Origin of the sequence: Lactobacillus kefiranofaciens, from assembly GCF_900103655.1 — a bacterium.
Taxonomy (GTDB): domain Bacteria; phylum Bacillota; class Bacilli; order Lactobacillales; family Lactobacillaceae; genus Lactobacillus; species Lactobacillus kefiranofaciens.
Genome location: NZ_FMXC01000038.1, coordinates 1 through 13,940 on the forward strand (window position 1 = coordinate 1; position 13,940 = coordinate 13,940).

At 37.9% G+C, this 13,940-nt stretch carries 15 protein-coding genes and 1 pseudogene; 2 read left to right on the top strand and 14 right to left on the bottom strand.

What is annotated here, in order from left to right; all coding sequences use genetic code 11:
* The 4 genes and pseudogenes from BLP58_RS11970 to BLP58_RS09810 all read right to left on the bottom strand — a co-directional run.
* A pseudogene (locus BLP58_RS11970) lies at positions 1 to 160 on the bottom strand (ISLre2 family transposase); the annotation flags it as partial.
* Between the two features lie 191 nt (positions 161 to 351).
* The gene (pyrG, locus tag BLP58_RS09800) at positions 352 to 1,971 is read right to left on the bottom strand and encodes a CTP synthase (RefSeq protein ID WP_013855288.1); all 1,620 of its coding nucleotides are present in this window, start codon (positions 1,969 to 1,971) and stop codon (positions 352 to 354) included.
* A 121-nt stretch (positions 1,972 to 2,092) separates the two neighbouring features.
* A complete protein-coding gene (gene rpoE / locus BLP58_RS09805) occupies positions 2,093 to 2,635 on the bottom strand; it encodes a DNA-directed RNA polymerase subunit delta (protein WP_013855287.1) in 543 nt (180 codons plus the stop codon).
* Between the two features lie 46 nt (positions 2,636 to 2,681).
* On the bottom strand, positions 2,682 to 3,086 hold the full coding sequence (locus BLP58_RS09810; RefSeq protein ID WP_013855286.1) for a YwiB family protein: 405 nt from the start codon (positions 3,084 to 3,086) through the stop codon (positions 2,682 to 2,684).
* Between the two features lie 115 nt (positions 3,087 to 3,201).
* Between BLP58_RS09810 and BLP58_RS09815 the strand changes: the two genes are divergently transcribed.
* Positions 3,202 to 4,575 carry an HD domain-containing protein gene (locus BLP58_RS09815; protein WP_013855285.1) on the top strand — a complete coding sequence of 458 codons (1,374 nt, stop codon included), beginning with the start codon at positions 3,202 to 3,204 and terminating at the stop codon, positions 4,573 to 4,575.
* 33 nt (positions 4,576 to 4,608) lie between these two features.
* On the top strand, positions 4,609 to 4,884 hold the full coding sequence (locus BLP58_RS09820) for a hypothetical protein (RefSeq protein ID WP_013855284.1): 276 nt from the start codon (positions 4,609 to 4,611) through the stop codon (positions 4,882 to 4,884).
* Positions 4,885 to 4,942: 58 nt separating this feature from the next.
* Here BLP58_RS09820 and BLP58_RS09825 read toward each other — a convergent pair whose 3' ends face one another.
* The 10 genes from BLP58_RS09825 to BLP58_RS09865 form a co-directional block, all read right to left on the bottom strand.
* The gene (locus BLP58_RS09825; protein ID WP_013855283.1) at positions 4,943 to 5,860 is read right to left on the bottom strand and encodes an ROK family protein; all 918 of its coding nucleotides are present in this window, start codon (positions 5,858 to 5,860) and stop codon (positions 4,943 to 4,945) included.
* 65 nt (positions 5,861 to 5,925) lie between these two features.
* Positions 5,926 to 6,900: a ribose-phosphate diphosphokinase gene (locus BLP58_RS09830; RefSeq protein ID WP_056941131.1), complete on the bottom strand. Its 975-nt coding sequence runs from the start codon at positions 6,898 to 6,900 to the stop codon at positions 5,926 to 5,928.
* Positions 6,901 to 7,150: 250 nt separating this feature from the next.
* Positions 7,151 to 8,824: an SLAP domain-containing protein gene (locus BLP58_RS09835; RefSeq protein WP_013855281.1), complete on the bottom strand. Its 1,674-nt coding sequence runs from the start codon at positions 8,822 to 8,824 to the stop codon at positions 7,151 to 7,153.
* Between the two features lie 132 nt (positions 8,825 to 8,956).
* A complete protein-coding gene (locus BLP58_RS09840; protein ID WP_013855280.1) occupies positions 8,957 to 9,739 on the bottom strand; it encodes an SLAP domain-containing protein in 783 nt (260 codons plus the stop codon).
* A gap of 97 nt (positions 9,740 to 9,836) precedes the next feature.
* Positions 9,837 to 10,322 (bottom strand): SLAP domain-containing protein, encoded by a 486-nt coding sequence (locus BLP58_RS09845; protein ID WP_081780108.1) that lies wholly within the window; start codon positions 10,320 to 10,322, stop codon positions 9,837 to 9,839.
* The gene (locus BLP58_RS12485; protein WP_034536550.1) at positions 10,319 to 10,597 is read right to left on the bottom strand and encodes an SLAP domain-containing protein; all 279 of its coding nucleotides are present in this window, start codon (positions 10,595 to 10,597) and stop codon (positions 10,319 to 10,321) included. Before BLP58_RS12485 ends, BLP58_RS09845 begins: the two co-directional genes overlap by 4 nt.
* Complete coding sequence (locus tag BLP58_RS12490) at positions 10,557 to 10,757, bottom strand: hypothetical protein (RefSeq protein ID WP_025084276.1); 201 nt, start codon at positions 10,755 to 10,757, stop codon at positions 10,557 to 10,559. Before BLP58_RS12490 ends, BLP58_RS12485 begins: the two co-directional genes overlap by 41 nt.
* Positions 10,758 to 11,069: 312 nt before the next feature.
* Positions 11,070 to 12,455, bottom strand: coding sequence for a bifunctional UDP-N-acetylglucosamine diphosphorylase/glucosamine-1-phosphate N-acetyltransferase GlmU (gene glmU, locus BLP58_RS09855; protein ID WP_013855277.1), 1,386 nt, complete (start codon positions 12,453 to 12,455; stop codon positions 11,070 to 11,072).
* A gap of 47 nt (positions 12,456 to 12,502) precedes the next feature.
* Positions 12,503 to 13,333 carry a pur operon repressor gene (gene purR / locus BLP58_RS09860; RefSeq protein WP_013855276.1) on the bottom strand — a complete coding sequence of 277 codons (831 nt, stop codon included), beginning with the start codon at positions 13,331 to 13,333 and terminating at the stop codon, positions 12,503 to 12,505.
* 106 nt (positions 13,334 to 13,439) lie between these two features.
* Positions 13,440 to 13,688 carry a Veg family protein gene (locus BLP58_RS09865; RefSeq protein ID WP_013855275.1) on the bottom strand — a complete coding sequence of 83 codons (249 nt, stop codon included), beginning with the start codon at positions 13,686 to 13,688 and terminating at the stop codon, positions 13,440 to 13,442.
* Positions 13,689 to 13,940: the final 252 nt, after the last annotated feature.

Consider the following 13,940-nt stretch of genomic DNA (forward strand, 5'->3'; position numbering starts at 1 on the left):
TTTTAGTTTCTTCAACTAAGCCGGCATCAACTTCTTCTAGTGCTAATTTTATTAATTCTCTAATCAAACCAAAGAAGTAGCACATTAATGCCTTTTCACGAGCAATAACATTATTTTCAGACTTAATAATTTTCACGATATCAGTTATAATAGATTCCATAAAAGACCAGCTTCTAATGTGTTTTTTGTTCTTAACATCAGACTACTGGTCTTTTTGTTTGAGCTCAAGTCTAAATTCAAAGGACTTGAGCTTTTTTAATTAATTATTCAACTTACCGCAAAAAATTATACACTTAGGGCCTTCAGTTCTTGTTTTCTTAAGATTTTGTATAATTCAAATGATTATCAAGCTTAGAACTTTTCTGCTGGTAATCCACTAGCAGCACCAATGAATGATTTGAACAGTCCTTCTGGACGTTGCGGACGACTCAAGAACTCTGGGTGATATTGAGCTGCAATAAAGAATTTCTTCTTTGGCAATTCAATAATTTCTACTAAACGGTTGTCTGGTGAAACGCCTGAGAAGACCATGCCGGCCTTTTCAAAGGCATCACGGTACTTGTTGTTGAATTCGAAACGGTGACGATGACGTTCTTGAATAACATCTTGATCGTCATAAGCAGCACGAGTCTTAGTACCCTTCTTAAGAGCAGCAGGGTAAAGACCCAAACGCAAGGTACCACCAATATTTTCTTCATCACGCTTATCAGCCATGATATCGATAATATTGTTCTTGCAGTTTGGTTCAGCTTCTGCACTGTTGGCGTCTTCCAAATTCAAAACGTCGCGAGCAAATTCAACACTAGCCATTTGCATCCCTAAACAGATGCCCAAGAACGGAATGTCATGTTCACGCGCATACTTGATTGCAGTAATCATGCCTTCAAGACCACGGGTACCGAAACCACCAGGTACGATTAAACCATCAGAGCCCTTCATGATATCGGCGATGTTGTCCTCAGTTACGTCTTCAGCTTGAACCTTATCTACGTCAATCTTGGTATTGTACAAGTAACCTGCATGTTGTAAAGCATCAGTAACTGAAATGTAAGCATCTTCAAGTTCAACATACTTACCTACCAAGGTAATCTTAGTATGGTGCTTCAAGCTCTTAGCCCGTTCATCCAACTTCTTCCAAGCTTCCATATCTGCTTCTGGCTTTGGACTTTCTAAGTGCAAGAAGTCGCAGACCTTTTGATCCATGCCTTGCTTTTGGAAAGCTAAAGGCACATCGAATAATGAAGGAGCGTCAATTGATTCAATGATACGATCAACAGGAACGTCAGTAAAGGTAGAAATCTTATCCTTGTGTTCTTGGTCGATTGGTTCCTCAGCACGAAGAACAAGCATATTTGGTTGAATACCAATACTACGAAGTTCAGCAACTGAGTGTTGAGTTGGCTTAGTCTTCATCTCATGAGCTGCATGAAGAAGTGGTACTAAAGTACAGTGAATATACATTACGTTGTCTGCACCAACCTCACGACGCATTTGACGAATAGCTTCCATAAATGGAGTCGATTCGATATCCCCAACAGTACCACCAATTTCAGAAATAATTACGTCTGAATCAGTGGTTAAAGCTGCACGCATGATCTTCTTCTTGATCATGTCAGTAATATGAGGAATTACCTGTACAGTTGCACCGTGGTAGTCACCACGACGTTCTTTTTCCAAAACCTCTTGGTAAATCTTACCAGTAGTAACGTTAGAATACTTACTGGTTCTAACGTCAACGATTCTTTCATAGTGACCTAAGTCAAGGTCAGCTTCTGTACCATCATCGGTAACATAAACTTCACCGTGTTGGTATGGGTTCATTGTACCAGGGTCAATGTTGATGTATGGGTCAAACTTTTGCATGGTGACCTTTAAGCCACGGTTCTTAAGAAGTCGACCTAAACTTGATGCAGTGATTCCCTTACCAAGTGAAGATACGACACCGCCAGTTACGAAGATGTATTTTGTCATTTTTTGCTCCTTTTTTAACTATCCTTTTAAACAAAAAAACTCCCTGCTATTCTAGGGAGCTAAACGCACATAGGGTGCCCAACAAAAATATTATCTGCTTTTTCTATTCAAGTCAAGCAAATTAATCATCTTCGTCGTCATCATCGTCATCGTTTAATTGTGATAATTGACCTTCAATGCCATCTGGCAAAACATCATCTGCATCGTCATTATCTTCGTCATAATCAGAATCATCATCACTATCATCAGCAGTGGCATCTAAGTCGTCGTCTTCTGGATCGTCATTATCGTAGTCGATAATGTCATCATCACCAGTAGCACTTGCTAAGAAGGCATTAACCTTCTTATGGTGCTTGCGTGAATCATCATCGTCTTCATCTTCTGGGTGGTTGACCTCTTCATCAACTGATTCATATGGGAACCATGAACGAAGTGCCCACACATTTTCACCCATTGAAATAAATTCACCATCAGTGTTCATGTCAGTATAGAATTGTGGCAAACGTTCACGAATCTCTTCGTCACTCTTGTCCAAGTATTTTTGTACGGCATTAACAATATCGGCAAATGCCATTCTCTTACCATTGTCTTCCAAAATTGCACGAGCAACTTCGATCATTGACAATTCATCACGGTTTTTGTCTTTAAATTTGTCTAATCCCACAGCTGTACGTCCTCTCTTATACAATCTTTACTATTTTACTAGGCGTTTAAGTAAAAATCAACGTGACTGCATAGTTACTTATTAAGTATAGTCCATTAAAGAGGTCATATTCAACCCGAAGTTGATGTGAACCGTCTTCTTTGGCTGTATATTCTAATAAATTCGTCACGCTGACCATATCCATCTGCCGACCTTCTACGACATAACGACACTTTCCCTTTTCACCAGGAATGAACCTCATAAAAGAATAGTTGTTTTGATCAACGCCGCGGCGAATTAATAGTTCATCTTCTTTTAAGAGCATCTTGACCGGAATCTCTTGTTCTTCAGCGTAAGCAATTCTAATAATGCCATCTTTTTCAGTCATCGTACCGCGTGCATGTCTCGTAAAAATTTCGGTATCGTTATCCTGTGTAATTTTACTAGTTAGGTTAATTGTAATTGCTGCCACGTTCTCATCCCTTCCGTTAACCAATCTATGCACATCTTTGCTATAATTTTAAGTAGACGTATTCTATTTTAATATATTTTTTCAAAATTTAAATTAACAAGCTTGGTGAATTTTTATGGCAAGATTTCAAAGTCCAAAATTAAAACAAGAAGTCGTGCTCCGTGACCCGGTTCATGGCTACATTCACATTGAAGATAAAGTTGTCTTAGACGTCATTAAATCTAAGGAATTTCAACGTATGCGCAGAATTAAACAACTAGGACCGGTAAGCTACGTTTTCCCTGGGGCAACGCATACCAGATTTGAACATAATTTAGGCGTTTATGAATTAACTCGGCGCATTTGCGATATTTTTACTAAAAAATACCCCTCAACCAGTCCAGATGATGGCCTCTGGAACGATGATAATCGCTTATTGGTCGAATGTGCGGGATTATTGCATGATATCGGTCATGGCCCTTATTCGCATACTTTCGAGCATTTGTTTGGCACTAATCATGAAAAAATCGGGCAAAAAATTATTACTGATCCTGATACAGAAATTAATCAGGCATTGAAGCAAGTGGCGCCTAACTTTCCAGAACAAGTGGCTAGCGTAATTGCCAAAACATACCCTAACGCACAAGTAGTCAAAATGATTTCTAGCCAAGCTGACGCAGACAGGATGGATTATTTACAACGTGATGCATACTTCACAGGCGTGAAATATGGCTTGTTTGATCTTTCGAGAATTCTACGTGTGATTCGTCCTTACCAAGATGGGATTTGCTTTACCAATAATGGGATGCATGCAGTTGAAGATTATATCGTCTCACGCTATCAAATGTATCAACAGGTTTATTTTCACCGCGTGGGGCGTTCAATGGAGGTTATCCTGCATCATTTGCTTGAACGGGCACAAGCTATTTACCAAAAAGGCAACTTACAAGTTACACCTAGCTTAGCCAAATTTTTAGCAGGCAATTGGACGCTTGATGATTATCTTAAATTAGACGATGGCGTTATGGAAACCAATTTTTCCATGTGGACTGAAGCACGCGATCCTATTCTATCAGACCTGGCCAAACGCTATCTTTACAGAGAACCTCTAGCCAGTGTCAGAATCGACGAAGAAACTAAAAACCTATTACCTAAACTTAAAAACATCATTAAGCAAGCTGGTTTTAATCCTGATTACTATACTGCAATTAATTCAGCCTTCGATGAGCCATATGATGCTTATAAGCCTTCGGGCAAAAACGCTAATAGCCAGATTGAGATTATGCAGGATGACGGCAGTATGATTGAACTATCACAAATGAGCCCGTTAGTCCGCGCTTTAAATGGAACTTTTCAAGGGGATGAGCGCTTCTTCTTCCCTAAGACAATGCTAGCCCACGATGAAGATCAGCCGCAAATCTTCGCTACACTTTACGATCAATTTCAAAAATATGTTAAGAATGGCGCATTGCGGTATTTAAGAAGACCTAAACGAGATAAAAAGAAGTAAAATATAGATAAGATATAGAAATGAGGTATTACAATGGATAACGAAAACTTAAACACAGACGTTAGAACCCATATTGAACCTGAAGCAGTTAACCACGTTGAAAAAAACGGCTACAAGCAAATTAAAGACTTGATGAGTACCGTTCATGGCTACTGCATGGATTACACCAAGTTGTCATTCGACTTCATTCACGACAACAAAGACTTGGTTAAAGACGTAGTCAAGGTAGGCTGCAAGACCGCTATGGTAGTTACAGTTGCCGCAGCCAGCGTCGCAATTGCTAAGGCAATCAGTGAAAGTCAAAAATAATTTTGCTTAGCAACGTAAAAAGAGTTAGTCATTGCAACTAACTCTTTTTTATTTTGACCTAATTCTTATCTTTCAATTCTAATAGCAATGCATATAATGCTCCATATAGGTTGGAATCATTACCATGCTTAGCGGCAACAACTGGAGGCACAATCATTTGCTTACCGATCATTGGATTATTAGCAAGAATCTTATGCAATTGATCATCAATGCCGCTAATTAAAGCTGGTTGTGCACTAATTCCACCACCAATTACAAACTTGGAGGCATTAATCACGGTTTGGATATTAATGATCATAATTGCTACGCTGCGACAATAGCGATTAAAAATTGCAGTTGCACGCAAATCGCCTTTATCAATCGCTTCAAAAACTGCTCTACCGTTATCAAGATCATTCACATTGCCTAAAGCTAAATTGATCTTCCGAATCATGTTCACTGCAGAACAACTATAACCAGTATAAGCAGCTACGTTCTGCGTGCCTAGTCCCGAATTAATGATCATCCAGCTAAGTTCTCCAGCTTGAAAGGTCCAGCCATGAACCACGCGATGGTTCACCACAATACCACCGCCAACGCCAGTACCTAAAGTGAGGGCAACGCCATCATCTACACCGCGTAATTCACCTAGCCATTGTTCAGATAAAGTGGCGGCTTTGCCATCATTTTCTACAGCTATTGGGACACGATACCTCTTCCCTAATGTTTTTTCTAAATTTAAACCATCTAAAAAAGATAAAGCTCCGCCAAAATAAATCGTCTTGTGCTCGGTATCAATCTTGCCTGGCGCACAGACTGCAATTCCCTCGAACTTGCCTTCATATTTGTCGCCAACGATGTAAAGGGAATCCATAAATGAGTCTAGACTTTCATTACTAGTTTTAATACGTTTCTTCTCACTAATTTGCCCTTTTTCATCAATCAACGCATATTTTAAATTAGTACCGCCAATATCAAAAGCTAGGTATTGTGTCATTTTTATCACCTGCTAAAAAAAGGCTAGTCAAATTGACTAACCGCCTTCTAATTTCTAAATATCTTTTACTTATTCTTGTCAGCTTCATATCTGGTGTTGAATAATGGGCTAAGTGATTTGTGGTTTTGAATACACTTAATGGCATCCCCCATTAGTGAGCCAACCGATACTAAAAGCATCTTATCCAATTTGTTTTCAGCTGGTTGATTGATTGAATCAGTCAAAACTAAATTCTTAATTGGAGAATCATTTAGCCGTTTAATAGCTGGACCTGAAAGAACAGCATGAGTGGCACTCGCATAAACTTCAGTAGCACCAGCATCAATCAATGCTTGGGCAGCTAAAGTAATAGTACCAGCAGTATCAATCATATCGTCAATAATGATGGCACGCTTGCCCTTAACATCACCAATAATATTCATAACTTCGGCAACATTAGCCTTAGGACGACGCTTATCAACGATAGCAATCGGACAACCCAAGAATTCAGCTAACTTACGAGCACGGTTAACACCACCATGGTCAGGTGAAACAACAACTGCGCCTTCTTCAAGGTGATTACGCAAGAAGTAGTCAGCCAATAATGGAGCACCCATTAAGTTGTCGACTGGGATGTCGAAGAAACCTTGAATCTGTGGTGCATGTAAGTCAAGTGACAAGATACGGTTAGCACCAGCTGTTTGAAGCATATCAGCAACTAGCTTGGCGGTAATAGGCTCACGTGCACGAGTCTTACGGTCCTGACGAGCATAACCATAGTAAGGCATTACAATGTTAATTGTACGGGCACTAGCGCGGCGTACAGCGTCGATCATAATTAACAATTCCATCAAATTGTCGTTAACTGGCTTGCTAGTTGATTGAACCAGATATACATCTTTACCACGTACAGTTTCATCAATGTTAATTTGAATTTCGCCATCGCTGAAACGTTCAACACTGGACTTAGATAGCGGCACACCAACACGATCCGCAATCTTTTGTGCCAATGGCACGTTTGAATTAAGGGCAAAAATCATCATATCGTCTTTATAGGACATAATTTCCTCCGTAAAAATATTTAACCAGCTCTATTTTAGCAAAAGTTATTCCAAAAAGAACTACATACTCTTTAATTATAACAAGATTTTACCTGTAATAGTAAAAAACAGAGCAAAAGCACTAACTATTTATGACTAAAAAAGCTAGAATATACTTGTACTTTCTAGTACAACGAAAATATCCTAAAAAATAAGACGTAGTACATCTCTGTGTGCACTACGTCTTATTTTCATTTATTTAAATCAATAATTAGTTTTGACTAGTTTGAACTGCATAATCATTAATGTTCAAAGTTTGGTGGTAACCGTTAGTTACAATTGATAAAACAGTATTGTTGTTCGTAAATTGAATAGCGGTTTCAGGAACATTGTTTACCGCTGCAGCTAACTTAACGATTTCAGTTACTTCGTTTGGAGTTAAATTGCTTAAATTAGCTACGGCAACTTTTTTGCCACCTAAGTTAGTTTTAGCAGTAACAATGTTTGCTTCTGCGTCATTAACTTCAGCGATAGTAGCAGTCTTATTGTCATTAACCTTAATTGCCTTGCTGATAGCTTCATTGTAGCCATTCTTAGCAGCTTGTGAAGCAAGCTTGAAGGCTTCTGAATTTCTGACAGAATCTGCTTCACTAATGCTTTGAGCAAGCTTAGTCTTATTAGCTGAAGTTGCGATCGTTACATCTGCCTTAGCTTGTTCTGGAGTGTTAGCAGCATTAAGAATGCGTCCACTAAATTGAACATCAGATTGTTTTACATAGCCTCTGCCATTAGCTAACTTGTAGAATAATTCTGGAGTGCTAGTAGCTGAAGTTGCAATGTATCTTAATTCAGAAACTTGTTGTCTTTGACCTTCGCCAAATGATCTAGTGTTGTCTGCTTGACCCTTAACATTGTAAAGTGGAGCAAGCTTAGTCATAGTTACGTATGAAGCATTAGCATCAGTGGTATCTTCATCAGGCACAACTACAGTTGCTGCACCATCTGGTTCGTTAACTGGTTCAAGTTCTGGGCCAGAAACCTTGCCAGCGTTAGAAGCCTTAATAAATTGATCATCACCAATCTTGTAGTAAAGCTTAGTACCGATATATCTAGCTTCAATGATTGTTACAGTCTTACCCTTTTTAACAGTTTTCTTCTTGGTATCACCGTTTTCATCATAAATGTAAGCATTGTGCTTTAAAGTTGTCTTGTTAACCTTCTTAGCATCAATATTGCCAGCTTTCACAAAAGCTGTACCCTTTTCATCTAATTGGTAATACTTCTTATCATTAATGATCTGAGTACCATAAACGTCAATCTTAGTACCCTTCTTTAACTTGGATTTGCCGTTGTACTTCTTAATCCGCTTACCATTTTCATCGTAAACATAAGCGTTATGAATCAACTTAACGCTGTCAGTATCATCATTTGTGTCAGTATCCTTCTTCGATGAAGCGGCCTTCTTATCATTAGTAGTTGCAGCTGCCTTACCATCAACATTAACTGCCTTAATATAAGCACCACCGCCTAAGTTGTAGTAAACAGTGCCTTTAATTTTAACAGTACCATTTGAGGTAACAGTCACGCCCTTAGCAATAGTAGTGTACTTAGCACTGCCCATATATTGGTCTAAACGCTTGCCTTTTTTGTCATATACGTAAGCATTGTGAACAAGAGTGATCTTGTTAGAAGATGACTTAGAACTTGCCTTTTTTGAAGTTGACTTCTTGGATGAAGTAGATTTCTTAGCAGCAGTTTTCTTGCTAGAAGTCTTTTTAGCAGTAGCTTTTTTGCTAGAAGCTGCTTTCTTAGTTGAAGTCTTCTTAGCAGTGGTCTTAGATGATTTGGAAGTTGCAGCATTAACGTTTTGATTAGTGCCTAATAATGGACTAACACTCATCAATGCAGCTGCAGATACCATAATTAACTTATGACTTAATTTCATTAATAAATACCTCAGATCTAAAATTTAAATTCAAATTCATTTATCTATTGTAAATCCAAATTTCATTTTTGCCAATTTTGGAACAAAAAAGACATCTTTTCTTAATGAAAAGGTATCTTTCATGATTAATTATTACTTAACAGTTACATCTGAAGCCTTTACGTAATAATGGTTAGGTTGTAATGCGTAGTACTTAACGCCCTTGATAGTCTTAGTGCCTAAGCCCTTAACAGTAATGCCTTTACCAACGTAATAGGTGCCTTCATAGTTCTTAACACGCTTACCATTCTTGTCGTATACGTAAGCTCTTCTCTTCATGGTAATTTTTACCGGCTTAATAGTCTTCTTAGAATTGCTCTTCTTTGCAACCTTATTTGAAGCTTTCTTTGTCGTTTTCTTAGCTTCTTTTTTAGTAGTTTTCGTTGCTTTTTTGACTTCTTTTTTAGCCTTTTTGGTAGTTTTCTTAGTGGTCTTGGCTACCTTCTTAGCTGACTTTTTAGCACTCTTCTTTACACTCTTAGAAGTAGTAACCTTCTTGCCATTAGACTTAAGAGTATAAGTAGTATTGCCTGACTTGTAAGTTACTGTACCTTCAGTAGCTGCTGCTGGAATCCAGTACTTTAAATCAGTTTGGATGCTGTAGTAAGTTTGACCATTAATTGTCTTAACGTTCCAAATAGTGTAATGCCCACCCTTAGGTGCAGGCTTAGAAGTCTTCTTGCCAAATCTATCAACAAACTTCATGGTCTTAGTCAGTTTAACTCGACTGTTCTTACCATAAGTGTTGTGTACACCCTTAGCATGAGCGATTGGAGCAGCTTGCACAGAAACACTGTTTTCTGCCATTCCTAAAACTGGGCTTACACCCATTAAAACTGCTGCTGATACCATTACCAACTTATGACTTAATTTCATAAATAATACCTACCTCATATAAAAAATACTTATTAGCAACTATATTGTAGAGCTCTTATTTGAATTTGCAAGCAAATATTTTCGCTTTAAGCTTTTCTTATTTTTTTGTTCCCACATTAACGGCTTTTATGTAAGCATCATCACCAACATAATAATAAGTACGACCGTTAATCTTTTTGGTACCATAATAGTTCAACTCAGCACCTTTATTGATATAACTATAACCTAAATAGTTGTACATGCACTTGCCATTTTTATCATATGCATAAGCTTTCTTCTTCAAAGTAATTGTATGCTTGCCGCGAGGCATAGAAAGCGATGCTTGATTATATTCTGCTGTGGGAGCCGTTGTAGCATGCGGCTTAACTGCTACTTGACTGCGAACTTTGCCAACATTGCCACTCTTAATATAAGCGTCATCACCAATGTAGTAGTATTTTTTACCCTTAATACTCTTAGTACCATAGTAATTGATGGTAGTATTCTTCTTAATATAAGTAAAGCCCAAATAACTGCCCATCCGTTGACCACTAGCATTATACGGATAAGCATTAGCCTTTAAAGTTAAATTAGGCTCGCTCATATCAGTTGGGGGGTAGCTCCTGAAGCCGTCGGTGCTGTTGTAGCATGCGGCTTAACTGCTGAAAATGAACCTTTAACGTTACCAGCCTTAATGTACTCGCCGTGGCCTAGATTATAATACTTCTTGCCATGAATCTTTTTAGTGCCAACATATGACATAGAAGTACCCTTTTTAATAAAATACTTGCCTAAGCCATTGTCTACTCTCTTACCCTTAGAATTATAAACGTAAGCATTATGACTTAAGGTTAAGAGCCTTGCCTTTGGAATTAACAAAGCAAGTATCCTTAATTACCTTGACCCTATTGCTTCCAACAGTACGATAAGTGCTTGCATAAACTACTTCTCCAGCATGCAAAGAACTAATTCCTACAATAGGACTAATTCCCATCATTGCAGCAACTGATAACATTATAATCTTATGATTCGTTTTCATAGATCTCTACCTCTATTCAATTTTTCTCTGTTTGTGCCTCTATTGTAATGCTTTAATTACCATTTGCCAATAGTTCTGTTATTTTTATTGCTATTTATTTGCTATAAAGGCTATAAGATTAGACTTATATAGAGTTCCCTTTTATGAAATTTAGTTATTTTAAGCAGATGCGTTATTTTATTTAGTTGGGTTTATATATATACATAGCGAAATAAAAGTACATTTTATATAATTTACTATATCCTATACATCATTTTATGAATAAAAATAACCTTAGCCGTTTTAGCTAAGGTTATTTATTAATTAATTGAGTTAATTCCAGTCTTTATCTTGAGACAAAGGTAATTTATGCCAGTAGTCAGGCTTGTTAGTCTGACGACCGCGAGCAATTGCCATATCAAACTTATCAACATCTTTAGTGATTGTTGAGTCAGCAGCAATAAATGAATGATCAGCTACATTGACTGGTGCAATAATAGTTGCACCAGCACCAATGAATGAGTGGTCACCAACATTAGTATGGAACTTCTTAACCCCATCATAATTAGAGAAGATAGTACCACAACCAATATTAATATCCTTGCCTAAAGTAGCATCCCCAACATAAGTTAAGTGACCTACTTTAGTATTTTCACCAATCTCCGCTTTCTTAACTTCAACGAAGTTGCCAATATGTGCACCCTTGCGAATAATTGCCTTAGGACGAAGGTGTGAGTTAGGGCCAATATCAGTATTATCGTCCATCTCAGCTTCTTGAATAGTTGAAGACGTAATAGTTACATTGTTGCCAATCTTGGAATCAACGATTCTTGAACCATTAGTAATATAGCAACCGCTACCGATTTCAGTATTGCCTTTAATTACTACGTTGCCTTCAATCACCGTATCATTGCCAATCTTAACGTCGCTGTCAATATATGCAGTATCTGGATCGATAAATGAAACGCCATTGCGCATATGTGCTTCGTTACTTCTTCTTTGCATTGTCTTAGTAGCTTGAGCTAAAGCAATTCGATCATTTACGCCTAAGCTTTCACTGAAGTCTGGCATCTTGTAAGCACCAACACGCTCACCACTATTACGCAAAATTTCAAGTACATCAGTCAAGTAGTATTCGCCTTGAGCGTTGTTGTTGTCAACGTGCTTTAAAGCTTCAAACAACTTCTTGTTGTCAAAGCAAAAGACGCCGGTATTGATTTCCTTAACCTTTAATTCTTCTGGGTTACCGTCTTTTTGTTCAACGATTCTCAAGACATTGCCTTGAGCGTCGCGAATAATTCGACCATAACCAAAAGGATTAGGTGCTTCTGCAGTCAAAACAGTAGCAGCATTGCCTTTTTCTGCATGATACTTAAACAATTCATTAAAAGTATCGCTGGTAAACAATGGAGTATCGCCTGTAACAACCAAAGTTGCACCATCTTTATCACCTAATGCTTCCTTAGCAGTCATTACGGCATCGCCAGTACCCAGCTGCTTTTCTTGGAAGGCAAACTCTGACTTATTAGCTAGTACCTTTTCTACTTCACCAGCACCAGTACCTACGACGGTAACGATTTCACTAGGATTTACTCCGCTTGCAGCATCAACAACGTGTTCTACCATCGTCTTGCCACAAACCTTGTGCAATACCTTATATAACTTGGACTTCATTCTAGTACCCTTGCCTGCGGCAAGAACAACAACATATTTTTTCATTAGTAACTAACCTCTTAATAATTAAAAATTGTTTTTAGTATAACATTTTAAAAGCGGTCAAAATCAGTATTATCCAAGAAGTTGCCTGGTTGAGCCATAATCAACTTCTTAGCAGTATCAATTTTACTGATTTTTACCAAAGAGAGGTAATTATTAACTAATTTTTCCTTATCGAAGTCAGCTTCACAAAGCACGCAAGTCCCTGCAATAGTACCCTCGAACTCCTTAACTAGTTCTTCCATCCCAGTCAAAGTGCCGCCGCCCTTCATAAAGTCGTCGACAATCAAGACCTTAGATCCCTTAGCCAGAGCGCGAGTTGGCAATTCCATCTTAGAAACTCGAGCTAGTGAAGAAGAGATGTAATTAACGGAAACAGTAGCTCCTTCAGTAACCTTAGAACGTTTTCTAGCAGTTACAAATGGAACATCTAAATAGCGGGCCACGGCTTGAGCCAAAGCAATTCCCTTAGTTTCAATAGTCATTACGGCATCAACGTCATCATACGCATAGTGAGTAGCTACTAATTCACCAATTCTGCGTAAGTCCTGTGTATCGCCTAAAATATCTGATAGATAAACAAAACCGCCAGCTAAAATACGACTAGGATCTTCAATTCTAGCTGCTAAATTTGTTAAATAATCTTCTGCATGTTTCTTACCTAAAAATGGAATATAACGGACGCCACCCGCTGCACCAGCGACAGTTTCCAAAACTCCGTCTTGATTGCCAGCAAGAGTGTGCTTCAAAATCGCCAAATCTTCTGAAATCGATGACTTAGCAGCGCCATAGCGCTTAGCAAAAAATGGTAATGCGATTAAAGTATGAGGACGTTCCATTAAATATTTGGTCATGTCCACCAATCTTTCTGAACGTTTCATGATATTTCCTTTCTAATGTTTGCTTTGATACTTAATAAATATACTCTAAAGGGCAAAAAAAATCACTAACATTTTAATAAATGCTAGTGTCATTTTTCAATTGTGTTTAAGCTTCAGCTTCATCATCAAACTTCAATGCAATACTTCTAGTTAATAAATCAGTGTAACTGTAAGAAACACGTTTAAAATTATTCTGATGTTGATCAAGATCGACCACAAACACTGCAGGGAATGTTTCTTTTAAAACTCCCCGTCTCTTAGTAACTTTCTTACGACCCGCTTGAGCTACCACTGTTAAGGTATCACCTAAGTGAGAATCCAGCTTGTTTTTAATTGTGATAATTGATGTTGGCACTAAGCAACAGCTCCTTTAGAACAAGTTTATCACAATTATATAATAAAATCAATATTATACACTACTTCGTAAGTGTCAATATTTTTGCGGTAGGCTATTAACCATTAGTCTGACCTTAATTTCTTAAATATTTATTTGATTTATTTTTCTGCTAAAATCGTTTAAATAGCTATGTCCTGCTGTTAAGCTTTCAATGGCGCCGTGATGAATGCCCAGATGAGCTTCATGCGTCTTTCTTAGGCTGGCACGAAC

What these genes read in the sequence shown, in the direction of transcription:
- pyrG (WP_013855288.1), bottom strand. Translation starts at nt 1,971, where the DNA reads ATGACAAAATACATCTTCGTAACTGGCGGTGTCGTATCTTCACTTGGT.
- BLP58_RS09815 (WP_013855285.1), top strand. Translation starts at nt 3,202, where the DNA reads ATGGCAAGATTTCAAAGTCCAAAATTAAAACAAGAAGTCGTGCTCCGT.
- BLP58_RS09820 (WP_013855284.1), top strand. Translation starts at nt 4,609, where the DNA reads ATGGATAACGAAAACTTAAACACAGACGTTAGAACCCATATTGAACCT.
- BLP58_RS09825 (WP_013855283.1), bottom strand. Translation starts at nt 5,860, where the DNA reads ATGACACAATACCTAGCTTTTGATATTGGCGGTACTAATTTAAAATAT.
- BLP58_RS09830 (WP_056941131.1), bottom strand. Translation starts at nt 6,900, where the DNA reads ATGTCCTATAAAGACGATATGATGATTTTTGCCCTTAATTCAAACGTG.
- BLP58_RS09835 (WP_013855281.1), bottom strand. Translation starts at nt 8,824, where the DNA reads ATGAAATTAAGTCATAAGTTAATTATGGTATCTGCAGCTGCATTGATG.
- BLP58_RS09840 (WP_013855280.1), bottom strand. Translation starts at nt 9,739, where the DNA reads ATGAAATTAAGTCATAAGTTGGTAATGGTATCAGCAGCAGTTTTAATG.
- BLP58_RS09845 (WP_081780108.1), bottom strand. Translation starts at nt 10,322, where the DNA reads ATGAGCGAGCCTAATTTAACTTTAAAGGCTAATGCTTATCCGTATAAT.
- BLP58_RS12490 (WP_025084276.1), bottom strand. Translation starts at nt 10,757, where the DNA reads ATGAAAACGAATCATAAGATTATAATGTTATCAGTTGCTGCAATGATG.
- glmU (WP_013855277.1), bottom strand. Translation starts at nt 12,455, where the DNA reads ATGAAAAAATATGTTGTTGTTCTTGCCGCAGGCAAGGGTACTAGAATG.
- purR (WP_013855276.1), bottom strand. Translation starts at nt 13,333, where the DNA reads ATGAAACGTTCAGAAAGATTGGTGGACATGACCAAATATTTAATGGAA.